Below are 23,579 nucleotides of genomic sequence, written 5' to 3'. Positions count from 1 at the left end.
GCCGGGCCGCGCGGGCGCCGGGGCCTGGGAGGCCGTGCGGTCGGCGCACGGGGAGCTGCGGGCGCTGGCGCCGCGCATCCCCGACCCGGCGCTGCGGGCGGAGTTGCTGGCGGCCTGCGGCCGGCTTGCGGCGGCCGCGCGGCCCGCGGCGGACGGACCGCCCCGGGTGGTGCTGGCGCCCCGGGAGCTGGACGTCCTGGCGGCGGTGGCGACGGGCGCGACGAACGCGGACGCCGCAGGGCGGCTGGGGGTACGGCCGGAGACCGTGAAGGCGTACCTGCGTTCGGCCATGCGGAAGCTGGGCGCGCACACACGGGGCGAGGCGGTGGTGGCGGCCCGCCGGGAGGGGCTGCTGCCGTAGGCCGCAGGCACCGGTGGGGCGGGGGCTCGGGCGGCGGGCCGCGGGCCCGGAGGGCGACGGCGCCCGTGGCCGCCCCGGGCGTGCGGTGCGGCAGGAGCCGTTGGGCGGGGCGGCCCGGTTGAGGGCGCGGAGGGTGCCGGCACGGATGTGTGGCCTTCCGTGCGCGCACGTTCCTGGGCCTTGGGCCTGTGGACCGTCTGCCGGGCAGCGTCTTGGAGGGGGCGCCGACCGCCCGCGGCGCGGAACGGGCGGCGGCCGGCGGACAGGCCGCCCGCGGGGCGGGCGATGGCAGGCGGACGGCACCAGGGGCGGGGCGGGCAGCGGCAGGCGGACAGGACGTCCAGGGGCGGGGGCACGTCCCGTGGGCACGACTCCGACTCCAGCGGGGCACGTGGCGCGCGGCGGTAGAACGGACGTGGGGGGCCGGTTATCAGGGTCCGCTTGAAGCGCGCTTGACGCCGACGTGACGCGCCCCCGACGAAGCGGACCAGCGCCTGTGGAATCTGATCGAACCCTGAATCCCCGGCCGTTGATCCGCACCCGGCGCGCGGGGAGGCTGGACCGCGGGGTCCGGTGGGGGCCTTTCCCGTAAGGCGCCCCACCGGAAGACACGAAGGGGGGCCGGATCGTGGACGAGGGACTCATCGGGACCGTGACGGGCGCGCCGCGCGACCGGTCCACCGTTGAGACGAGGAGTCAGTTCCGCATGTTCTTCACACTGCTGGGCCCGTTCGAGATCGCCACCGAGGACGGCAGGACGTACCGCCCCGCCACGCCGAAGGTGTGCCAGACGCTGGCGCTGCTGCTCACCCGGCCGAACGAGATCGTCACGGCGGACAGCCTCATCCAGGAGCTGTGGGGGGAGCGCCCACCGCGCAGCGCGGTCACGACGCTACAGACGTACGTGTATCACGCGCGCCGGATGTTCGTGAACGAGGAGCTCGCGGCGCCCGGCCGCTCGCTGATCGTCACCAGCCCTCCGGGGTACTCCATCCAGGTCGAGGACGACGAGGTCGACGTCAGGGTCTTCGAGCGGCTGGTGACGCAGGCGCGCGACGAGCTGGCCGACGGGGACGCCGTGTCGGCGCTGGGGACGGCGCGGCAGGCGCTGGGGCTGTGGCGGGGGCCCGCCCTGTCGAACTTCCCGGCGGGTGACGTGCTCGGCGGGCACATCGTGCACCTGGAGGAGCTGCGGCTGCGGGCGTACGAGATCCGCATCGAGGCGGCCGACCGGCTGGGGCTGCACCGGGAGTCCATTCCGGAGCTGCGCCGGCTGATCAGCGACTATCCGCTCAACGAGTGGTTCCACGGCCGGCTGATCTCGGCTCTCGGGACGTCGGGCCGGCGGGCGGAGGCCCTTCAGGCGTACCAGAACCTGCGGCGCCTGCTGGCGGACGAGCTGGGCCTCGAACCGTCGCGGGAGGTCAGGGAGCTTCAGGTGCGACTGCTGAGCCCGGAGCCCGAGGAGGGCTCGTCGTGGTCGTCCCCGCGGGCGCCGCAGCGGACGCTGATCGGGCTGAAGGCGAGCGCCTGAGCCGGGCGGCCCGGCCACGGGCGGGGGCGACGCCCCGGAGCCGCCGCGGCGGGGGCGGCAGCTCCCCGGAGCCCCCGCGGGCCCGCCGTCCGGCCCGCCGACCACCCCTCTTTGCATAGACATGCTGTGGCATGCATACTTTTCACATGTCCAAGGTCCTCACCTCCCTGCCCGCCGGCGAGCGCGTCGGCATCGCCTTCTCCGGCGGCCTCGACACCTCGGTCGCCGTCGCGTGGATGCGCGACAAGGGCGCCGTCCCCTGCACGTACACCGCCGACATCGGCCAGTACGACGAGCCCGACATCGCCTCGGTGCCCGGCCGCGCCAAGGCCTACGGCGCCGAGGTCGCGCGCCTGGTCGACTGCCGGGCCGCGCTGGTCGAGGAGGGTCTGGCCGCGCTCGCCTGCGGTGCGTTCCACATTCGTTCCGGCGGGCGGGCGTACTTCAACACCACGCCGCTCGGCCGCGCCGTCACGGGCACCCTGCTGGTCCGGGCGATGCTTGAGGACGACGTGCAGATCTGGGGCGACGGCTCGACGTTCAAGGGCAACGACATCGAGCGGTTCTACCGGTACGGCCTGCTCGCCAACCCGCACCTGCGGATCTACAAGCCGTGGCTGGACGCGGACTTCGTGACCGAGCTGGGCGGCCGCAAGGAGATGTCGGAGTGGCTGCTCGCCCACGGCCTCCCCTACCGGGACAGCACGGAGAAGGCGTACTCCACCGACGCCAACATCTGGGGCGCCACCCACGAGGCGAAGACCCTGGAGCACCTGGACACCGGTGTGGAGACCGTGGAGCCGATCATGGGCGTGCGGTTCTGGGACCCGGAGGTCGAGATCGCCCCCGAGGACGTGACGATCGGCTTCGACCAGGGCCGCCCGGTGACGATCAACGGCAAGGAGTTCGGCTCCGCCGTCGACCTGGTCATGGAGGCCAACGCCATCGGCGGCCGGCACGGCCTGGGCATGTCGGACCAGATCGAGAACCGGATCATCGAGGCGAAGAGCCGCGGCATCTACGAGGCGCCCGGCATGGCCCTGCTGCACGCCGCGTACGAACGGCTGGTCAACGCGATCCACAACGAGGACACCCTCGCGCAGTACCACAACGAGGGGCGGCGCCTCGGCCGGCTCATGTACGAGGGCCGGTGGCTGGACCCGCAGGCGCTGATGGTGCGCGAGTCGCTGCAGCGCTGGGTCGGCGCGGCCGTCACCGGCGAGGTGACGCTGCGGCTGCGGCGCGGTGAGGACTACTCGATCCTCGACACCACGGGCCCCGCGTTCAGCTACCACCCCGACAAGCTGTCCATGGAGCGCACCGAGGACTCCGCGTTCGGCCCGTCGGACCGGATCGGCCAGCTCACGATGCGCAACCTCGACATCGCCGACTCGCGGGCCAAGCTGGAGCAGTACGCGGGCCTCGGCCTGATCGGCGCCGCGAACCCGGCGATCGGCGCGGCCCAGGCCGCCGCGACCGGCCTGATCGGCAGCATGCCGGAGGGCGGCGCCGAGGCCATCGCGTCCCGGGGCGAGGCGTCCGACGAGGACGAGCTGCTGGACCGCGCCGCCATGGAGTTCGGTACGGACTGAGCCGTCGGCCGGGCGGCACCGGGACCCCGGGCGGTACGGAGTCCGGCGCGGGATCCGGGCCCGCGGCCCCGCGGGGTCCGGCGCCCCGGGCGCCCGGGCCGGCCGCGCCGGCCCGACGGGCCCGACGGGCCGGCGCGCCAGCGGCCCCAGCTTCGGGCCCGCTGGCGGACCGGTCACCGGATCGACCGGGAAGGGCCGGCCCGACGCCCTCGGCGGCGTCGGGCCGGCCCTTCCCGTTCCCCGACGCTCCCCGGCCGCGCCACCCGCCTGAGCCGATCGCCCCCGCCCGGCACCGCCACCACTCGGCGCGGCACCCGCCCGGCACCCTGGTCGCTCGACGGTACCGGGCTACACCCGGCCCGCGGCCATATCCATCAGCCGGGACAGGACCCGGCCGCCGGAGGCGTTCACGCCGTCGTGCTCCCATTCGTTGGTGACCCAGACGCGCGCCGCGCCCACGGACCGGGCCGTGGCGAGGGAGAGCCCGGCGTCCACGTACATGTCGTCGTGGTAGACGATCGCGGCGAGCGGAACCTCGTTCGCGGCGAGGCGGGCGGGGTCGTACAGCTCCGGCCAGTCGGCGCGCTCCGCCAGCAGGTCGGCTGCGCCGGCGAAGGGACGCAGCCCCGCGATGTCGCGGAACATCCAGGGGTACATCATCTCGCCGGTGAGCAGCAGCGGATCGGCGTCTGCCGCGAACTCCGGGTGCGCGGCGAGCGCGCGGTGCGCCGCCCAGCCGGTGGGACCGGCCCCCTGGCCGTACAGGGACTCCTGGAGTACGGCGTACAGGGGGTTGCCGGTGAAGCCGGTGAGGGCCGCGACCTGGTGGAGGAAGGTGTCGCTGAGGCCGCCCGCCGGGTCGAACGCCTCGTCCAGGAGCCAGTGGAGGCGTTCGAAGCCGTCGCCCATGCCGAGGGCGAGGCCGAGGGTGCGCAGGCGGCGGGTGGTGAGGCGGTCCCCGTCGGGAAGGCGGACGTCCTCGGCGTCCAGGAGGTCGGCGATCTTGCGGAGGAGGGGCGCGTCGGCGGGGTAGCGGGCGTAGAAGGCGTGGACGCGGTCGCGGACGCGGGGATAGGTGCGGGCGTAGACGTCGTCGGCGGTGGCGGTGAGGCCTGGCAGGCCGCCGGTGACGTAGCAGGCCCGCAGGCCGTGCGGGGCGCGGGAGAGGTAGGTGAGGGTGAGGAAGCCGCCGTAGCTCTGGCCCAGCGTCTCCCACGGCTCGTCACCGCACAGCCGGCGGCGTATGAGCTCGGCGTCGTCGACGATCGCGTCGGCGCGGAAGTGGGACAGGTGGGCGGCGAGCGCGGCGGCCGAGGGGAAGCGGGACGCGGTCCGGGCGGTGACCGGGGAGGAGCGGCCGGTGCCGCGCTGGTCGAGCAGGAGCACCCGGTGGGTCTTCACGGCGCGGGCCAGCCAGCCGGGTGAACCGGCGGTGGGGCGGGGGGACTTGCCGCCGGGGCCGCCCTGGAGGAACAGCAGCCACGGGAGGCGTTCGCCGGCGCGGGCGGGGTCGGCGACCTCGCGGGCGAAGACCTCGATGGCGGGCCCGTCGGGCTCGGCGTGGTCGAGGGGGACGGTGAAGGTGTGGTCGGCGGTGGCGTAGGCCGGGTTCATCGGGTCCCTTTCGGCTGGCGCGGCAGCCCTTCCGGTGCGGTGTGTCGGCGGCCAGTCTGTCTCATGTCCTGTCCGACGTCTTGTCAGTGCAATTTCACATTACTATGTTACCGGTCACATTCCAGCCCCGGTCGTTCGCTGCCCGCGCGGCTGTTCCCACTGCCACGGAGTGACCCAGATGCACACCCGCACCCGCACCGCCCTCCTCGCCGCCGCACTCGCGACGTCCCTGACCGCCGGCGCGTCCGCCTGCACCGGCGGCGCGCCGTCCGGCGCCGACCGCGGCAAGGGCGGCGCCGCCAACCCCGCGACGGCCAACGTCGGTGCGGTCGTCGGCGGCACCCCCCAGAAGGGCGGGACCCTCACCGTGCTGTCCAACCAGGACTTCACGCACCTCGACCCGGCCCGCAACTGGGTGATGGGCGACATGGACTTCGGCACGCGGCTGCTCTACCGCACCCTCGTCACGTACCGGGCCGCGCCGGGCACCGGGGGCGGAGAGCTGGTGCCCGACCTGGCGGAGGACCTCGGCACGCCGTCCGACGGGGCCAGGACGTGGACGTTCCGGCTCAAGGAGGGGCTGAAGTACGAGGACGGCACCCCCGTCACCGCGCAGGACGTCAAGTACAACGTCGAGCGGTCCTTCTCCCCCGACCTGCCGGGCGGCCCCGACTACGCCGCCCGCTACCTCGCCGGCGCCGAGGGCTACCAGGGGCCCGCCGGTGGCGAGCACCTCGACTCCGTCAGGACGCCCGACGACCGGACCATCGTCTTCGAACTGCGCAAGCCGTTCGCCGAGTTCCCCTACGCGACCGTGCTGCCCACCTTCGCCCCCGTGCCCAAGGCGCAGGACAAGGGCCCGCAGTACGACAACCGGCCCTTCTCGTCGGGCCCCTACAAGATCGAGTCGTACGCCAGGGACAAGAAGCTCGTCCTGGTGCGCAACCCCCACTGGGACCCGGCCACGGACCAGGTGCGCAAGGCGTACCCCGACCGGATCGAGGTCGTCATGGGCCTGAAGGGCGGTCAGATCGACGACCGCCTCATCGCCTCCTCCGGTGCCGACGCCTCGGCCGTGCCGTGGAGCAGGCTGCGCCCCGAGAGCACGCCGAAGGTGCTCACCAGACCCGAGGTGCTGAAGCGGCTGCTGGCCGAGTCCAGCAACTGCGTCGACATGCTCCAGATGCACACCGGCCGCGCGCCCTTCGACGACGTGCGGGTGCGGCGGGCCGTGCAGTACGCCCTGGACCGCGAGGCACTGCTGACCGCGGCCGGCGGTCCCGCACTCAACGAGGTCGCCACCGCGGCGATGCCCGGCTCCCTCTTCGACGGCGGCAAGCAGCCCGACGTGCTCGGCATCCCGGCCACCGGCGACCCGCAGAAGGCGAAGGAGCTGCTCAAGGAGGCCGGCAGGGCGGACGGGTTCACCACCGGCGTGACCGTCTCCACCGGGGACAAGGCCGTCGGGGAGGCCGTCCAGCAGTCCCTGGGCCGGGCCGGGATCAAGGTGACCATCGAGACCGTCGACCCGTCCGCGTTCTACGACACCATCGGCGACACGAAGAACCGCACCGACCTCGTCTACACCGGCTGGTGCCCCGACTACCCGTCGGGTTCGACGTTCCTGCCGTTCGTCTTCGACGGCCGGTACGTCAAGGAGAAGGGGAACTCCGGCAACCACTCCCTCTTCCGCGACGAGCCGACCATGAAGCGGATGGACGAGATCGCCGCGCTGACGGACGCCGAGCAGGCCGCCGAGGCGTGGCAGGAGCTCGACGGGGAGATTCTGCGCAAGGCGCCGGTCGTCCCGGCGGTCAGCGAGCGCACGCCGCTGCTCGTCGGCACCAATGTCGCGGGCGCCTTCGGCCACACCTCCTTCGGCGGCCAGATCGACTACGCGACGGTCGGCCTCAAGGACCCGTCGAAGAGCGGCAGCTGAGGAGCCCCACCGACATGACCACCTCCTCCGCCACGCCCGGGACACCGGAACCGTCCGGGACACCGGCAAGGCCCGAGGCTCCCGACGCGTCGAGGGCGGCCACGGCCCCCGGGACGCCCGAGAGCCCGGACCCGTCCGGGCCCTCCGTGGCACCCGGGACTCCCGGCACGTCCGGGGCGAGCGCGACACCCGGCACGTCTGGGACGGCCCCACCCCCCGCAACAGCCGACACGTCCGGAGCAAGCGCGGCCACCGGGACGGCCGAGGCCCCGGCGGCCTCCGCGACCGCCGCGGCCCCGCGCGCCCGCAGCCCCTGGCAGCTGGCCCGCGCCGAGCTGCGCGGCCGCGCCTCCGTGAAGGTCTCCCTCGCCGTCGTCGCGCTCTTCGCCACCCTGGCCGCCGCCGCCCCGCTGCTCAGCGCGCTGGGCGGCTGGGGCCCCGAGGAGTTCGACAAGTCCGCCGTGGACCCGTACCTGGGCGGGCTGCCGATCGGGCCGCTCGGCGGCGTCTCGGCCGAGCACTGGCTCGGCGTCGAACCCGTCACCGGACGCGACCTGTTCGCCCGGGTCGTGCACGGCGCCCGGGTGTCGCTGCTGATCGCCTTCGCGGCCACCGCCATCGTCGTGGCCGCCGGCACCGCCGCCGGGATCGCCGCCGGCTACTTCGGCGGCCGCACCGACGCCGTGCTGTCCCGGCTGATGGACCTCACCATGTCGTTCCCGTCCCTCATCTTCATGATCGCGATGATGTCGGTGGCCCGGGACGTCAACCGGGTCCTGCTGATGACCGCCGTCATCGGCCTGTTCGGCTGGCCCGGCATCGCCCGCGTCGTGCGCGGCCAGACCCTGTCGCTCAAGCACCGCGAGTACGTCGCGGCGGCCCGGGTGGGCGGCGCGGGCCCCTGGCGGATCCTCACCCGGGAGATCCTGCCCGGCGTCGCCGGGCCCGTCATCGCGTACACCACCCTCGTCATCCCCGGGATGATCGCCACCGAGGCGGCCCTGAGCTACCTGGGCGTCGGTGTGCGCCCGCCCACGCCCTCCTGGGGGCAGATGATCGCCGAGGCCGTCGCCTACTACGACACGGACCCCATGTACTTCGTCATCCCGAGCACCTGCCTCTTCCTGACGGTGCTCGCCTTCACCCTGCTCGGTGACGCGCTGCGGGACGTCCTCGACCCGAGAGGAGCCCGCAGGTGATCGCCTACCTCGCACGGCGGCTGCTCGCGGTGGCCGGCGTCCTCGTCGCCGTCGCCGCCGTCACCTTCACCATCTTCTACGTGCTGCCCTCCGACCCGGCCGCCGCCGCCTGCGGCAAGGCGTGCAGCGCGGAGCGGCTCGCCGCCATCCGCGCCCACATGGGCCTCGACCAGCCGCTGTGGCGGCAGTTCGCCGACTTCGTCACCGGGGTCTTCACCGGCCGCACCACGGGCTCCGGGGCCTACGCGCTGCGCTGCGAGTTCCCCTGCCTGGGCTACTCGTACGAGAACAGCGAGGCCGTGTGGGACCTGCTGGCGGACCGGCTGCCGGTCTCCGCGTCGCTGGCCGCGGGAGCCGCCGCGCTGTGGCTGCTGCTCGGCCTGTCCGCCGGGGTCACCGCCGCCCTGCGCAAGGACACCCTCACCGACCGGGCGCTGATGGTCGGGGCGGTGGCGGCGGCGTCGCTGCCCGTCTACTTCACGTCCGTGCTGCTCATCTACGGGCTGATCCGGGTGACGGGCCTGCTGCCCTACCCGGAGTACGTCCCCCTCACGGACGACCCGGTCGCCTGGGCGTCGAGCCTGCTGCTGCCCTGGCTGGCGCTGGCGGTGCTGTACGCCGCCATGTACGCCCGGCAGAGCCGCAGTTCGATGATCGAGACCCTGGCGGAGCCGTACATCCGCACGGCCCGCGCGAAGGGCCTGCCGTACCGGACGGTCGTGGTCAAGCACGGGCTGCGGGCCGGGATGACGCCGGTCCTCACCCTGTTCGGCATGGACCTGGGCGGACTGCTCGCGGGCGCCGTCATCACCGAGTCCCTCTTCGGACTGCCCGGCGTCGGGCGGCTGTTCTACGGCGCCCTGTCCACTGGGGACCAGCCCGTCATCCTCGGGGTGACCCTGCTCGCCGCCACCTTCATCGTCGTCGCCAACCTGGCCGTCGACCTGCTGTACGCCGTCGTCGACCCGCGAGTGAGGTACTGATGGGCGACACCCCCGCACCACTGCTGTCCGTACGGGACCTCACCGTCTCCTTCCCCACCCGGCAGGGCCCCGTGCGGGCCGTGGACGGCCTCGGCTTCGACGTGCCGAAGGGCCGCACCCTCGGCATCGTCGGCGAGTCGGGCTCCGGGAAGTCCGTCACCTCCCTTGCGGTGATGGGCCTGCACACCGGGGCCGAGGTGACCGGCTCGGTCGCGCTCGGCGGCCGGGAGCTGGTCGGCCTGCCGGAGAAGGAGCTGAACCGGCTGCGCGGGCGGCGCATGGCGATGGTCTTCCAGGACCCCCTGTCGAGCCTCCACCCGTACTACACCGTCGGCGAGCAGATCGCCGAGCACCACCGGGTGCACTTCCGGTCCCGGCGGGCCGCCGCACGCGAACGGGCCGTGGAGGCACTCGCGGAGGTCGGCATACCGGAGCCGCGGCGCCGGGCCGGCGAGTACCCGCACCAGTTCTCCGGCGGCATGCGTCAACGGGTCATGATCGCGATGGCGCTCGCCTGCGAGCCGGAGCTCCTCATCGCGGACGAGCCGACCACCGCGCTGGACGTCACGGTGCAGGCGCAGATCCTGGAGCTGCTGGCCCGCATCCAGGAGGAGCGCGGACTGGCCGTCATCATGATCACGCACGACCTGGGCGTGGTGGCACGCGTGGCGCACGACGTGCTGGTGATGTACGGCGGCAGGGCCGTCGAGCAGGCGCCCGCCGACGCGTTGTTCGCGGCGCCCGCGCACCCGTACACCCGGGCCCTGCTGGACTCGCTGCCCCGGCTCGACGACGCCGACGACGAGCCGCTGCGGGCCATCCCCGGCAGCCCGCCGTCCCTGCTCGACCCGTCCCCCGGCTGTGCGTTCGCCCCGCGCTGCCCGCGGCTGGCCGCCCTTCCCGAGGACGCCCCGCGGGTGCGGTGCACCGCCCTGCGGCCGGTCCTCTCGGGCCCCGCCGGACATCCGGCCGCCTGCCACTTCCCCGCGTACGAAGGCGTCGCCTCATGACCACCGACACCGCACCACCGCTGCTCTCCGTGAAGGACCTGACCGTGGCGTTCCCCGGCCGGGGGCGGCGCGGCCGGGCCGCGCCCGTGCGGGCCGTGGACGGGGTGAGCTTCACCCTCGGGGCCGGGGAGACCCTCGGGCTCGTCGGCGAGTCCGGCTGCGGCAAGTCGACCACCGGGCGGGTGGTCGTACGGCTGCTGGAGCCGACCGGCGGCACCGTCACCTACGGGGGGCGGGACATCGGACGGCTGTCGCAGCGCGAGCTGAAGCCGCTGCGCAGGGACCTCCAGATGGTGTTCCAGGACCCGCACTCGTCGCTCAACCCCCGCCAGACGGTGGCCAGGATCATCTCCGACCCGCTGCTGGTGCAGGGCGCCCCCGCCGCCGCGGCGCGGGCGCGGGCGGCGGAGCTGATGGAGCTGGTGGGGCTGATCCCCGAGCACCTCGACCGCTACCCGCACGAGTTCTCCGGCGGCCAGGCACAGCGCATCGGCATCGCGCGGGCGCTGGCCACCGGCCCCCGGCTGGTGGTGGCCGACGAGCCGGTGTCCGCCCTGGACGTGTCCGTGCAGGCGCAGATCGTCAACCTGATGGAGCGGCTCCAGCAGGAGCTGGGACTGGCGTACCTGTTCATCGCCCACGACCTGTCCGTGGTGCGGCGGGTCTGCGACCGGGTCGCGGTGATGTACCTGGGCCGCATCGTGGAGATCGGCACCAGGGAGCGGGTGTACGGGGCGCCCGCGCACCCGTACACGCGGGCCCTGCTGTCCGCCGTGCCGCTGCCCGACCCGGCGGCGGAGCGGGCCCGGCGGCGGATCACGCTGCTGGGCGACCCGCCGAGCCCGGCCGCTCCCCCGCCGGGCTGCACGTTCCACCCGCGCTGCCCGAAGGCGCAGCCGGTGTGCCGTGCGGAGGCCCCGCCGCTGCGGGTCCTCGCGGCGGGCGAGCAGCGCGAGGTCGCCTGCCACTTCCCGGAGGAGCAGGCCGGGGCCGCGATGCCCTGAGGCTGTCGGTGCAGGATGCAACCGGTGGGGTGGCCGGGACGTCTTGGCGGGTGTCCGCCCGTCGACAGAGAGGAACAGTCATGGATCTCCTCCGTGACCGTGCACGTCCCGGCCGCCGCGCGTTACTGACCGCGGGCGCCGCCGCCGCGCTCACCGTCGCCGCGGCCTCGTCCGGCACCGCGCAGGCCGCCCCCCGCTCGTCCCGCACCACCGGCCGGCTGCGGGAGCTGGAACGGGAGCACGGCGCACGGCTGGGCGTGTTCGCCTACGACACCGGCACGCACCGGATGGTCGCGTACCGGCAGGGCGAGCGCTTCCCGATGTGCTCGCTGTTCAAGCCGCTCGCCGCGGCGGCGGTGCTGCGGGACCTGGACCGGGACGGGGAGTTCCTGGCCCGGCGGATCCCGTACGGCGTCGAGGACCTGGAGCCCGGCTGGTCCCCCGTCACCAAGGACCACGTGGGTGCGGGGCTGACCGTGGAGGAGCTGTGCGACGCCGCCATCCGTCACAGCGACAACACCGCGGCGAACCTGCTGCTGCGGGAACTGGGCGGGCCCACCGCGGTGACGCGGTTCTGCCGGTCGGCGGGTGACGGGGTGACCCGGCTGGACCGGTGGGAACCGGAGCTGAACTCCGCCGAGCCGTGGCGGGAGACCGACACGACCACGCCCTACGCCATCGCCCGGACGTACGGGCGGCTGGTCCTCGGCGGGCTCCTGGAGCGGCGGGACCGGGAGCGGCTGACGGGCTGGCTGCTCTCCAACACGACCAGCACCGAGCGCTTCCGCAAGGGCCTGCCGGCGGACTGGGTGCTGGGCGACAAGACGGGCGGCGGGTCCTACGGCACCAACAACGACGCCGGGGTCACCTGGCCCCCCGGCCGACCGCCGATCGTGCTGGCGGTGCTGACGACGAAGCCGGAGCCGGCGGCGCTGCCCGACAACCCGCTGGTCGCCGAGGCGGCCCGGATCGTGGCGGACGCCCTGGGCTGAGCCCGTGCCGCACGGGCCGGGCCGGCCCCCGTCCGCGGGGGCCGGCCCGGTCCGTCACTCGGCCTTCTCGACGCCGGGCGGCCACGGCTCGGGCTCGTCGGGGTGGCCGCGCAGCCGCAGGATGGCGGCGATCAGGCCGCCCCAGACGATGCCGATGGCGACGATCATCATGACGATGGCGCCTGCTGACATCACGTCTCCTTCCGGTCGGCGGGAGCCTCCATGTCGAGGTCGATGTCCTCGCCGCCCTTCTTCCAGTGGACGAGGGTGAGGAGGACGCCGACGACGAGGGCCCCGGCAGCGACGCTCCAGCCGGTGGCGAGGAGGAACCCGGTCGAGTAGCCCTCGTAGTTCTCGTCGAACTCGGTCCGCAGGCTGTCGACCATCATCCAGCCGAGGACCAGGGGGGTGATGACGCCGAGGCAGATCCGCCACCAGTGGCCGAGGCGGATGGCGGAGGTTTCGTCCGCGTTCTGCTGGAGCATCGGCAGGGCCCGCAGCACCCAGGCGATGACGATGAGGGAGACCAGGGCGGCGAGGGCGATGCCGTACTGGTTGATGAAGTGGTCCGCGGAGTCGAGCAGGTAGAGCCCGCTGTCGGTCGGGTACAGCAGGATCGACGCCAGGGCGACCAGGCCGCCGACGCCGAACACGGCGGGCATGCGGCGCAGGCCGGTGCGGTCCTGCACGGCGGAGACCACGACCTGCACGATCGAGATCAGCGACGACAGGCCCGCGATCACCAGCGACACGAAGAAGACGACGCCGAACAGGCTGCCGAGCGGCATCTCGTTGATGACGGCCGGGAACGCGACGAACGCGAGGCCGAGGCCGGAGCTGGCGACCTCGCTCACGGGCACGCCGGCGTTGGCGGCCATGAAGCCGAGCGTGGCGAAGACGCCGATGCCGGCGAGGATCTCGAAGGAGCTGTTGGCGAAGCCGGCGACCATCGCGGAGCCGGTGAGGTCGGCACGGCGGCGCAGGTACGAGGCGTAGGTGACCATGATGCCGAAGCCGATGGACAGCGAGAAGAAGATCTGTCCGTACGCGGCGACCCACACCGTGCCGCTGCCGAGCTGGGACCAGTCGGGGGAGAACAGCGCGTCGAGGCCCCGGCTCGCGCCGTCGAGGGTCAGGGAGCGGATCACGAGGGCGGCGAAGAACACGACGAGCAGAGGGATGAAGATCTTGTTGGCCCGTTCGATGCCGCGCCGGATGCCGAAGGCGAGGATGACGAGGACCACGACCCACACGGCGATGAGCGGCCAGAGGACGCCGGGGACGTAGGTGGACGGCCCGCCGGGCGCCGCTGCCACCTTCAGGAAGGAGCCGAAGAGGAAGTCCTCCGGGTCGGCGCCCCACTGACGGCCCACCGAGAACCCCACGTACCGGACGGCCCAGGCGAGGATCAGGGCGTAGTACGTGGCGATGACGAAGCTGATGACGACCTGCCACCAGCCGAGGACCTCGGCGGGGCGCGCCATGGCGCGCAGCGCGGCGGGCGGGGACATGCGGTACTTGCGGCCGATCGTGTACTCCATGATCAGCAGGGGGATCCCCGCGGTGAGGAGTGCGACCAGGTACGGCAGGAGGAAGGCGCCGCCGCCGTTCTCGTAGGCGACGGCGGGGAAGCGCCAGATGTTGCCGAGTCCGATGGCCGAGCCGATGGCGGCCAGCAGGAATCCGGTGCGCGAGGCCCACTGCTCGCGTGGCTGCTGGGTCATGGGGGTGTCCTTGGGGTCGGGTACGCCGGGATGCGGGTACGCCGCGGAACTGACCTGACGGCACGGTAACCCGGGACGGCGCGGGCGGCACGGCGGGAGAGCGCCGCGGGGACCCCGCAGGCGCGCGGGCGGGTGGTCGTGGCCGGCCGAGCGGACGCGGGACGGCGCCCACCCGACGGCGCGTCACCCGGTGACGGCGCACCTCGCGGTGACGGTGACGGCCGCCGGGGCGGTGAGCACGGCGACCGGCGCGAACGGGGAGGGCGCGGGGGTGGCGGCGGGCCGGGCCCACGGCAGGGCCCCGCGGCGGACCGGGCCCACCGCACGGCCCTCGTAGCGGACGGGGCGGCCGTGCCGCCGCGCACGCCTGTCACCGGCCCGGTGCGGCGGATCATCCGCTTCCCGCCGCGGCGGGTTCCGCGGCGGCTCCGCGACCCGGTCGCCGCGGGCGGCGTCGCCGTCCGGTCGGCCGCCGGGACCGTGCCCGGTCGTGCCGGGGCGCCTCCCCCCTTCCCGGCCTGCGCGGGGCGTCCGTTACATTGCCGGGGCGCGGCGGCCCCCGCCCGCGCCGGCGCCACCGCTGCCGCCGGACCGCCCGGTGGCCGCCGGACCGTCGTCGTCGCTGATCGGGGGATGTCCCGCCCATGGTTCTGGTCGCTGTCTTCGGTGCAGCCCTGCTCATAGCGGTGCTGCTGTCCGGGCTCGCCGCCCGGACCGTCCTGTCCACGTCGTTCCTGTTCCTCGTCGGCGGCGCCCTCGTCAGCGACGGTTTCCTGGGGCTCATCCACATCACCCCGGACAGCCCGATCGTGGCGGTCACCGCCGACCTGGCGCTGTTCGCGGTGCTGTTCACGGACGGCATGCACGTGTCGTTCCCGAAACTGCGGGAGAACTGGCGCAACCCGGCGCGCGCCCTGGGGCTCGGCATGCCGCTGGCGCTGGTCGGCCTGGCGCTGATCACCCACTACCTGGTGGGCCTCGACTGGACGACGTCGTTCCTGGTGGGCGCGGTACTGGCGCCGACGGACCCGGTGTTCGCCTCCGCGATCGTCGGCAAGAAGGAGGTCCCGTCGAAGCTGCGGCAGCTGCTGAACGTGGAGAGCGGCATCAACGACGGACTCGCCCTGCCCGTCGTGCTGGTGCTCATCGCGGCGGCCGGCCCCACGGCGAGCGGCACGGCGGAGACCTCGTACGGGGCGATCGGTCTGGAACTCGGACTCGGGCTGGCGTTCGGTGTGCTGCTGCCGCTGCTGGTCAACGCCCTGGTGCGGTTCCGGCTGCTGGGCGCGGAGCCGAAGCTGCAACCGCTGCTGCCGCTGGCCGTCGGCATCATCCTGTACGCGGCCTGCCATCTGACGCACGCGAACCCGTACCTGGCGGCGTTCTCCGCGGGCGCGGTCCTCACCGCGGTCTCCCCCGAGGCGCACAAGGCGTTCGAGCCGCTCGGCGAGGCGCTGGCGGAGCTGGCGAAGTTCGCGGCGCTGCTGGTCTTCGGCGCGCTGCTGACGCCTGCGCTCTTCGGGGACCTCTCCTTCGGCGGGTACGTCGCGGTGGTGCTGGCGATCGTGCTGATCCGGCCGGCGTCGATGCTGGTCTCGCTGGTCGGGACGCGCTTCGACCGCCGGGAGCGGCTGGTGGCGGCCTGGTTCGGGCCCAAGGGCTTCGCGTCGGTGGTGTACGGACTGCTGGTGCTGCAGGCGGGCATCCCGAACGGGGAGGAGGCGTACACCCTGATCGCCGTGTGCATCGCGTTCTCGATCGTCGCGCACAGCAGCACGGACGTGCCGATCGCGAAGCTGTTCCACGTGGAGAGCCTGGCGGGCATCCCGTCGGACGACGAGACCGGCGACGGGGCGGCGGCCGGCCCGGAAGAGGGGGCCGAACGGCCCGCGCGGGGCGCGGCGGCCACTGCTTCACTGGGCGGGGGCTCCTCGGAAGCGGCGGGGTCCCCGGGCGGCGGCGACGGCGGGCCGCGTCCATGATGGACGGTGCAAGCGTTGCGTACGGCGCCGTGGAGCGGCCCGGGCCACCGGGCGGCACACGGCGGACGACGGGAGGAGACGCCCCATGACGGCACGCACGGCCCGCAGCCCGGTGGTTCCCGCGCTGCGGGCCGTGCGTGCTGTCGTGTGCGACACGGACGGGGTCGTCACGGACTCGGCGCGGCTGCACGCCGCGGCGTGGAAGGGCGCGTTCGACGCCTACCTGGCGGGGCTGCCCGGCACCCCGCAGCCCCCGTTCGACCCCGTCGGCGACTACCTGCGCCACGTGGACGGCCGGTCGCGGCTGGACGGGGCGGCGGCGTTCCTCGCGGCGCGGGGCCTGGACGCGGACGGGTCGGCCGTGGCGGCGGTGGCGGCCGACAAGGAGGAGCGGTTCACGCGGCGGCTGCGGGAGGGCGGCGTCGACGCCTATCCGGGCACGGTGCGGCTGCTGCGCGCGCTGCGGGACGCCGGGGTGCCGCTGGCGGCCGCGTCGGCGTCGCGGCACGCCCGCGAACTGCTGGAGCGGGCCGGGGTGCGGGACTGCTTCGCCGCGCTCGTGGACGGGTCGGAGGCGGCGCGGCTGGGACTGCCCGGCAAACCGGACCCGGCGCTGTTCCTGGAGGCGGCCCGCAGGCTCGGCGTGCCACCGGGACGGTGCGCGGTGGTGGAGGACGCCCTGGCGGGGGTGGAGGCGGGGCGGCGCGGGGGGTTCGGACTGGTGGTGGGCGTCGACCGTGCGGCGGGGCCCGGCACGGGGGCGGCCCTCGCCCGGCGCGGCGCCGACGTCGTCGTTCGGGACCTGGCGGAGCTGCTGGACGACGGGGGCGCGGCCGGTGGGGGCGGGGGCGGGGACGTGTCCGCGGACCCGTCCGGGGGCGGCCGGGCGGGGGCGGCCGGGGCGTGCGCGGGCGGGGTCGGCCGAACGGGTGAGGGGTGGGCCGGGTGAACGACTGGACGTGGGGGTTCGAGGGCTACGCCGGCGAGTGGGAGAGCCTGCGGGAGTCGCTGTGCACGCTCGGCAACGGGTACTTCGCGACGCGCGGCGCGATCCCGGAGTGCGCTGCCGACGGCGTCCACTACCCGGGCACCTATGCGGCGGGCTGCTACGACCGGCTGGTGTCGGAGGTGGCGGGCCGCCGGGTCGAGAACGAGGACATGGTGAACCTGCCCAACTGGCTGCCGGTGCGCTACCGGGTGGTCGACGGGCACGAGCCGGGGGCCGCCGGAGGCGGGTGGCCGGAGCCGGGGCCGTGGCTGACGCCCGCGCACGAGTTCCTGACCGACCACGCGCTCTCCCTGGACCTGCGCGGCGGCACCCTGGAGCGGCGCAGCCGGTACGAGGACGACAGCGGGCGGCGGCTGGCGGTGCGCCAGCGGCGGCTGGTCCATATGGGGGACATGCACCTGGCGGCTCTGAGGACCGAGTTCACGGCGGAGAACTGGGCGGGCGTGCTGGAGGTGGAGGCGGAGCTGGACGGCTCGGTCGCCAACACGGGCGTGGCCCGCTACCGGCAGCTGTCCTCGCGGCACCTGGAGCACATCGAGACCGGTGAGGCGGCCGGGCACCGGGTGTGGCTCGCATGCCGCACGTCGGCGTCCGGCATCCGCATCGGGATGGCGGCCCGCACCACCGTGCAGGAGGAGGCGGCCGTCGAGTTGTCGGAGCGGGCCGTGCGCCACGGCGACCGGCGGGTGACGCAGCGGTTCCGGCTGCGGATGCTGCCGGGCGCCACGGTCACCGTCGACAAGGTGGTGGCGCTGCACACCTCCCGGGACCGGGCGATCTCCGATCCGCTGCACGCGGCGGTGGACCGGGTCGGCCGGGCGGCGGGGTTCGAGGGACTGCTGGCCTCGCACCGGGCGCGCTGGCAGCAGTTGTGGCGCCGCGCCGAACTTGAGGTGCCGGACAAGGCGGGCCGGATCCTGCGGCTGCACCTGTTCCACGTGCTGCAGACGCTGTCGCCGAACACCGCGGACCTGGACGTGGGCGTACCGGCGCGGGGCCTGCACGGGGAGGCGTACCGGGGTCACGTGTTCTGGGACGAGCTGTTCGTGCTGCCGTATCTGAACCTGCACTTCCCCGAGGTGTCCCGGGCGTTGCTGACGTATCGTCACCGACGGTTGGAGCGGGCCCGGTTCTCGGCGCACGACGCGGGCCGGGCCGGCGCGCTGTACCCGTGGCAGAGCGGCAGCGACGGGCGGGAGGAGACCCAGCAGCTGCACCTGAACCCGCGGTCGGGGCGCTGGCTGCCGGACCACTCGCACCTCCAGCACCACGTCAACTCGGCGATCGCGTACAACGTGTGGCGCTACTGGGAGGCGACGGGGGACGACGAGTTCCTGCACACCAAGGGCGCGGAGATGCTGCTGGAGATCGCCCGCTTCTGGGCGGACTCCGCGACGTACGACGAGGTCTTCGAACGCTACCGGATCCGGGGCGTGATGGGCCCGGACGAGTACCACGACGCCTATCCGGGGGCGCAGCGGCCGGGGTTGGACGACAACGCGTACACGAACGTCACGGCGGCCTGGGTGCTGGCGCGGGCCCTGGAGCTGCTGGCGGGGCTGCCGGAACCGCGGCGCCGGGAGCTGGTGGAGCGGATCGGGCTGCGCGACGGCGAGCTGGCCCTGTGGGAGGACGTGTCGCACCGGCTGTACGTGCCGTTCCACGCGGGGGTGATCAGCCAGTTCCACGGCTACGGCGAGCTGGCGGAGCTGGACTGGGACGCGCTGCGGCGGAAGTACGGCGACATCCGGCGCCTCGACCGGATCCTGGAGGCGGAGGACGACTCGGTCAACCGCTACCAGGCGTCGAAGCAGGCCGACGTGCTGATGCTCGGCTACCTGTTCTCGCCCTCCGAACTGCGGGGACTGATGCGGCGCCTGGGGCACGAGCTCGACGACGAGACGTGGTGGCGGACCGTCGACTACTACCTGCGGCGCACCAGCCACGGTTCGACGCTGAGCGGGCTGGTGCACGGCTGGGTGCTGGCCCGGGTGCGCCGGGCGGAGGCGTGGGCGTTCTGCCAGGAGGCGCTGGAGTCCGACATCGCGGACCTGCACGGCGGGACCACCGGTGAGGGCGTCCACCTGGGGGCGATGGCGGGCACGCTGGACCTGGTGCAGCGCGGGCTGACGGGACTGGACACGCGGGACGGGGTGCTGCGCCTCGACCCGGTGCCGCTGCCCGAGCTGTCGGAGTACGACTTCGTGCTGCGCTTCCACGGGCACTGGGGGGTGCGGCTGCGGATGCGCCCGGGCAGCCTGCACGTGTCGGTGCCGGACTCGGGCGTCGCGTCCATCGACATCCTGCTGCCGGAACGCTCGGTGTCGATCGCACCGGGCCGCGCCATGACGCTGGACCTGTCGGACTGAGCCCGGCCGGGGGACGCGCGGTCTGCGGACCGGCCGGATCCGGCGCTCGACCCGCCCGGTCGGCCACCGGCCCCCGACGGCGGCCACCCGGCCGGCGGACCACCGATGCCGCCCGGTGAACCGAACCCAGTCGGCCCGCGGCCCCGGTCGACTGGCCCCTGCCGCATGGTCCGCGTGGCCGCATGGTCCGCGTGGCCGGATGCCCGGGGGCGGCCGGCAGGTCCGCGGCCGCAGGCTGATCCGGTGGAACGAACCGTCCGCGGGCTGGTTCTGCGCTGTCACACCGTCAACAACCGTTGCGCCGCGCACCACATCGAGCATCCGGGGGCGCAACAGGAGGCGTGCGGGCGGGTATTCACTCCCGTGACGTTGGAGTGCCGCGGCTCAGCCACTTGATCTCAGGACAGGTTAGGCTAACCTAACCATCCGTGCGCTAGTGCGCGACCCTCCGCAACACGACCGAAGGGCATCCGCCATGCCGAACGGTGCGCTGCGCGCCGAGCTCCTCGAACGCCAGAAGCGTCGTGAGTCCTCCGCCCGTACCTACGCCAGCACCCTCCCCGTCGCCCCCGTGCACGCCTCCGGCGCGGTCGTCACCGGCGCCGACGGGCGCACCTACCTCGACTGCCTGTCCGGTGCCGGCACCCTCGCCCTGGGGCACAACCACCCGCCCACGGTCGCGGCCCTCCAGGCGGTCCTCTCCTCCGGAGCGCCCCTGCACACCCTCGACATGATCACCCCTCAGAAGGACTCCTTCTCGGCGGAGTTGCTCCGCAGGCTGCCCGGCGGGCTCCGGGACGCGGCGCGGCTGCACTTCTGCAGCCCGGCCGGCACCGACGCGGTGGAGGCCGCGCTGAAACTGGCCCAGCACGCCACCGGGCGGCGCGGGATCGTCGCCTTCACCGGCGCCTACCACGGGATGACCCTGGGCGCCTCGGCCGTGTCCGGGCCGCCCCGGATGAGCGGGGCGGTCGGCGCGGACGGCGTGCCCGTGACCCGCCTCCCCTACCCGTACGGGATGCGCTGCCCCTTCGGGACCGGCAGCGCCGAGCGGTCCGGCGAGCTGTCGGCGCGGCTGCTGGAAAGCCTGGTCACGGACCCGAGCAGCGGGGTCGGACCGCCCGCGGCGGTGATCCTGGAGGTCGTCCAGGGGGAGGGCGGGGTCGTCGAGGGCCCGGACCGCTGGCTGCGCGAGATCCGCCGGATCACCGCCGACCACGGCATCGTCCTCGTCCTCGACGAGGTGCAGACCGGTGTCGGCCGCACCGGCGGCTTCTGGGCCTGCGAGCGCGCCGGCGTCACCCCGGACGTCCTCGTCACGTCCAAGGCCGTCGGCGGCGGCCTGCCGCTCGCGCTCATCGCCTACCGCCCCGAACTCGACACCTGGCTCCCGGGCCACCACACCGGCACGTTCCGCGGCAACACCCTGGCGATGGTCGCCGGCGAGATCACCCTGCGGACCGTCGCCGAGGAGGAACTCGCGGAAAGGGCCCTGAAACTGGGCGAGCGGCTGCGCCGGGGCCTGCGGGAGATCGCCGCCCGCCGGCCGGTCTTCGGGGAGGTCCGCGGCCGCGGCCTGATGATCGGCGTGGAGCTGGTCGACCCGGACGGCGCACCCGACCGCGACGGCGTCCTCCCGGGCCACCCGGCGCTGGCCCGCGCCCTGCGCACCGCCTGCCGGGAACGCGGCCTGCTGCTGGAACTGGGCGGCCGCGACGACACCGTCCTGCGGCTGCTGCCCCCGCTGGTCCTCAGCGACGAACAGGCCGACTCGGTCGTGGAACGGCTCGCGAGGGCCCTGGAGGACGTGCTGTGACCGCGCACCGGAACGACACCGCACCCTTCCCGGGAGCCGGTGCCCCCGCGCTGGCCGGCGGGGTGCACGGAGCCGACGCCCTGGCGAAGCTCACCTCGGTCGTGCTCGACGCGCTGGCCGAGGGCGCGCAGGCCCGCGGCGGGCCGCTGCCCGCGGGCGGGCCCGAGGAGGTGGCGCGGAGGTTACGCCGGGCCCTGGCTGCGGGCACGGACGCGCCGGACCCGGCCGGGGCGGTCCTGCCCCCGCACGGCACCGGCCCCGAGGAGGCGCTGCGGACCGTGGTGCGGGCCGTCGCCGAGGGAGCCGCCGACCCGGCCGACCCCTGGTGCGCGGCGCACCTGCACTGCCCGCCCCTCGCGGTGGCCGCGGCAGCCGACCTGGCCGCCGCCGCGCTCAACCCGTCGATGGACTCCTGGGACCAGGCGCCCGCCGCCACCGCCCTGGAGCAGGAGGTGACCCGGGCCCTCGCCGCCCTCGTCCACCCCGGGCGGGCCGCGCCCGACGCCCTGGTCACCAGCGGCGGCACCGAGTCCAACCTCGTCGCCCTGCTCCTCGCCAGGGAACGCGCCCGGGCCGCCGGCGCCCCCGGCCCGCGCGTGGTGTGCGGCACCAACGCCCACCACAGCGTGCGGCCCGCCACCTGGGTCCTCGGCCTCGCCGACCCCGTCACCGTGCCGTGCCGGGACGGGCGGCTCGACGCCGACGCCCTCCCCGCGGTGCTCGCCGCCGCGGACGGCCCGACCCTCGTCGTCGCCACCGCCGGCACCACCGACGAGGGTCTCATCGACCCGCTGCCCGCCATCGCCGCCGCGGCCCGCCGCCACGGCGCCGAACTGCACGTCGACGCCGCGTACGGGGGGCCGCTGCTCTTCAGCGAGCGGCTCGCGCCGCGGCTCGACGGGCTGGCGGACGCCGTCTCCGTCACCTTCGACCTGCACAAGCTGGGCTGGCAGCCGGTCGCCGCGGGCCTGCTCACCGTCCCGGACACCGCACTGCTGGCGCCCCTGGCGCTGCGCGCCGACTACCTCAACGCCGACGACGACACCGAGGCCGGGCTGCCCGACCTGCTGGGCCGGTCCCTGCGCACCACCCGCAGACCCGACGTCCTGAAGATCGCCGCCACCCTGCGGGCCCTCGGCCGCAGCGGGCTCGGCGCGCTCGTCGAGCACTGCGTGGCCGCCGCGGAGGAGTTCGCGGAACGCGTCGACGCGCATCCGGCGCTGCGCCGCCGCCCCGGACCGATCGGCATCAGCACCGTCCTGTTCCGCCCGGTCGCCGCCGACACCCTGCCGCCGGATGAAGGCGACGCGCTCGTGGCCGAGGTCCGGCGCCGGCTGCTGGCCACGGGCGGGGCCGTCGTCGGGCGGGCCGTCGCCGCCGGCACCGACGGGCGCGGGCGCTTGTGGCTCAAGGCGACGCTGCTGCACCCCGCCGCCTCCGGCGCCGACCTCGCGGGACTCCTCGACCTGGTCGCCGGCACCGCGGAGGCGGCCGCCGCCGGGCCGGCCCCCCGCACCGCGCACCACCCACCGGAAGGAACACCATGAACCACCATCCCGCGGACGACGCCGACGGCACGGGGGACCTCGGAGCCGGCACCCCGGCCCCCGTCGACCTGCTCGGCGTGGGCATCGGCCCGTTCAACCTGTCGCTCGCCGCGCTCGCCGACGGCGTGCCCGGGCTGGACGCCGTCTTCCTGGAGCAGCGCACCGCCTTCCGCTGGCACCCCGGACTGCTGATCGACGGCGCGACCCTCCAAGTGCCTTTCCTCGCCGACCTGGTGAGCCTGGTGGACCCCACCAGCCGTTGGTCCTTCCTCAACTACATCCGGTCGCAGGAGCGGCTGTTCCCGTTCTACTTCGCGGAGCGCTTCCACATACCGCGCGCCGAGTACGACGCCTACTGCCGCTGGGTCAGCGAGCGGTTGACGTCGTGCCGGTTCGGCCACCGCGCCGACACCGTCCACTGGGACGAGTCGCGCCAGGCGTTCGAGGTCGCCTACACCCGCCTCGGCGCGGACGGCGCACCCGCCGGCCGCGGCACGGTCCTCGCCCGCCACCTGGCCCTGGGCGTCGGTACCGCACCCCACGTGCCCGAGGTGCTGCGCCCGCTGGCCGACGACCCGGACGTGCCGGTGCTGCACTCCGCCGACTACCTCGCCCACCGCGAGCGGCTGCTGGCCGCGGAGCACGTCACCGTGGTCGGCGCCGGGCAGTCGGGCGCCGAAGTGCTGCTCGACCTCCTGCGGGCCCGCCCCCGCGGCCGGGAGGGGCTGGCCTGGCTGGCGCGCACCCCCGCGTTCGCGCCCATGGAGTACAGCAAGCTCGGCCTGGAGCACTTCACCCCGGACTACACGCGCTACTTCCACGGCCTGCCGCAGGACGCACGGGACCGGCTGCTGCCCGGGCAGTGGCAGCTCTACAAGGGCGTCAGCGCCGACACCCTCGGCGA

General features: G+C 74.6%; 18 protein-coding genes. 15 read left to right on the top strand and 3 right to left on the bottom strand.

What is annotated here, in order from left to right:
• The 3 genes from BJP40_RS07830 to argG all read left to right on the top strand — a co-directional run.
• Window positions 1-361 (top strand): response regulator transcription factor (locus BJP40_RS07830; protein WP_143065906.1); only part of this gene is annotated, 361 nt, incomplete at its 5' end.
• A 706-nt stretch (window positions 362-1,067) separates the two neighbouring features.
• On the top strand, window positions 1,068-1,895 hold the full coding sequence (locus BJP40_RS07825; RefSeq protein ID WP_071279710.1) for an AfsR/SARP family transcriptional regulator: 828 nt from the start codon (window positions 1,068-1,070) through the stop codon (window positions 1,893-1,895).
• Window positions 1,896-2,041: 146 nt separating this feature from the next.
• On the top strand, window positions 2,042-3,487 hold the full coding sequence (gene argG / locus BJP40_RS07820; RefSeq protein ID WP_071279708.1) for an argininosuccinate synthase: 1,446 nt from the start codon (window positions 2,042-2,044) through the stop codon (window positions 3,485-3,487).
• Window positions 3,488-3,835: 348 nt separating this feature from the next.
• Here the strand turns inward: argG and BJP40_RS07815 are convergent, their stop codons facing one another.
• Window positions 3,836-5,101 carry an alpha/beta fold hydrolase gene (locus tag BJP40_RS07815; RefSeq protein ID WP_071279706.1) on the bottom strand — a complete coding sequence of 422 codons (1,266 nt, stop codon included), beginning with the start codon at window positions 5,099-5,101 and terminating at the stop codon, window positions 3,836-3,838.
• 178 nt (window positions 5,102-5,279) lie between these two features.
• Here BJP40_RS07815 and BJP40_RS07810 point away from each other — a divergent pair, with 178 nt between their 5' ends.
• The 6 genes from BJP40_RS07810 to bla all read left to right on the top strand — a co-directional run bounded on the left by BJP40_RS07810 (window position 5,280) and on the right by bla (window position 12,228).
• The gene (locus BJP40_RS07810; protein WP_071263762.1) at window positions 5,280-7,040 is read left to right on the top strand and encodes an ABC transporter substrate-binding protein; all 1,761 of its coding nucleotides are present in this window, start codon (window positions 5,280-5,282) and stop codon (window positions 7,038-7,040) included.
• 335 nt (window positions 7,041-7,375) lie between these two features.
• Window positions 7,376-8,239 (top strand): ABC transporter permease, encoded by an 864-nt coding sequence (locus tag BJP40_RS07805; RefSeq protein WP_226962845.1) that lies wholly within the window; start codon window positions 7,376-7,378, stop codon window positions 8,237-8,239.
• On the top strand, window positions 8,236-9,222 hold the full coding sequence (locus BJP40_RS07800) for an ABC transporter permease (RefSeq protein ID WP_071263764.1): 987 nt from the start codon (window positions 8,236-8,238) through the stop codon (window positions 9,220-9,222). Before BJP40_RS07805 ends, BJP40_RS07800 begins: the two co-directional genes overlap by 4 nt.
• Complete coding sequence (locus BJP40_RS07795) at window positions 9,222-10,232, top strand: ABC transporter ATP-binding protein (RefSeq protein ID WP_071279704.1); 1,011 nt, start codon at window positions 9,222-9,224, stop codon at window positions 10,230-10,232. The genes BJP40_RS07800 and BJP40_RS07795 overlap by 1 nt, the downstream gene beginning before the upstream one ends.
• Window positions 10,229-11,236 (top strand): ABC transporter ATP-binding protein, encoded by a 1,008-nt coding sequence (locus BJP40_RS07790; RefSeq protein ID WP_071279702.1) that lies wholly within the window; start codon window positions 10,229-10,231, stop codon window positions 11,234-11,236. Before BJP40_RS07795 ends, BJP40_RS07790 begins: the two co-directional genes overlap by 4 nt.
• Before the next feature lie 80 nt (window positions 11,237-11,316).
• Complete coding sequence (gene bla / locus BJP40_RS07785; RefSeq protein ID WP_071279700.1) at window positions 11,317-12,228, top strand: class A beta-lactamase; 912 nt, start codon at window positions 11,317-11,319, stop codon at window positions 12,226-12,228.
• Between the two features lie 54 nt (window positions 12,229-12,282).
• Here bla and BJP40_RS31495 read toward each other — a convergent pair whose 3' ends face one another.
• A complete protein-coding gene (locus BJP40_RS31495; protein ID WP_079168823.1) occupies window positions 12,283-12,420 on the bottom strand; it encodes a methionine/alanine import family NSS transporter small subunit in 138 nt (45 codons plus the stop codon).
• On the bottom strand, window positions 12,420-13,952 hold the full coding sequence (locus tag BJP40_RS07780; RefSeq protein ID WP_071263772.1) for a sodium-dependent transporter: 1,533 nt from the start codon (window positions 13,950-13,952) through the stop codon (window positions 12,420-12,422). The genes BJP40_RS31495 and BJP40_RS07780 overlap by 1 nt, the downstream gene beginning before the upstream one ends.
• 644 nt (window positions 13,953-14,596) lie before the next feature.
• On the opposite strand from BJP40_RS07780, the gene BJP40_RS07775 reads away from it, so the two are divergent.
• From BJP40_RS07775 to BJP40_RS07750, 6 genes are all read left to right on the top strand, one after another.
• Window positions 14,597-15,934 carry a sodium:proton antiporter gene (locus BJP40_RS07775; RefSeq protein WP_079170992.1) on the top strand — a complete coding sequence of 446 codons (1,338 nt, stop codon included), beginning with the start codon at window positions 14,597-14,599 and terminating at the stop codon, window positions 15,932-15,934.
• A gap of 85 nt (window positions 15,935-16,019) precedes the next feature.
• Window positions 16,020-16,883 carry an HAD family phosphatase gene (locus BJP40_RS07770; protein ID WP_079170991.1) on the top strand — a complete coding sequence of 288 codons (864 nt, stop codon included), beginning with the start codon at window positions 16,020-16,022 and terminating at the stop codon, window positions 16,881-16,883.
• Window positions 16,880-19,312 (top strand): glycoside hydrolase family 65 protein, encoded by a 2,433-nt coding sequence (locus BJP40_RS07765; protein ID WP_071279712.1) that lies wholly within the window; start codon window positions 16,880-16,882, stop codon window positions 19,310-19,312. The genes BJP40_RS07770 and BJP40_RS07765 overlap by 4 nt, the downstream gene beginning before the upstream one ends.
• Window positions 19,313-19,787: 475 nt before the next feature.
• Complete coding sequence (locus tag BJP40_RS07760) at window positions 19,788-21,128, top strand: diaminobutyrate--2-oxoglutarate transaminase family protein (protein ID WP_071279698.1); 1,341 nt, start codon at window positions 19,788-19,790, stop codon at window positions 21,126-21,128.
• Window positions 21,125-22,675: an aminotransferase class V-fold PLP-dependent enzyme gene (locus BJP40_RS07755; protein ID WP_071279696.1), complete on the top strand. Its 1,551-nt coding sequence runs from the start codon at window positions 21,125-21,127 to the stop codon at window positions 22,673-22,675. The genes BJP40_RS07760 and BJP40_RS07755 overlap by 4 nt, the downstream gene beginning before the upstream one ends.
• A partial coding sequence (locus BJP40_RS07750; protein ID WP_143065907.1) for a lysine N(6)-hydroxylase/L-ornithine N(5)-oxygenase family protein occupies window positions 22,672-23,579 on the top strand: 908 nt, incomplete at its 3' end. The genes BJP40_RS07755 and BJP40_RS07750, both read left to right, overlap by 4 nt.

Origin of the sequence: Streptomyces sp. CC53 (genome assembly GCF_001865245.1) — a bacterium.
Taxonomy (GTDB): Bacteria; Actinomycetota; Actinomycetes; order Streptomycetales; family Streptomycetaceae; genus Streptomyces.
This window is presented reverse-complemented; position numbering and strand designations above follow the sequence as displayed.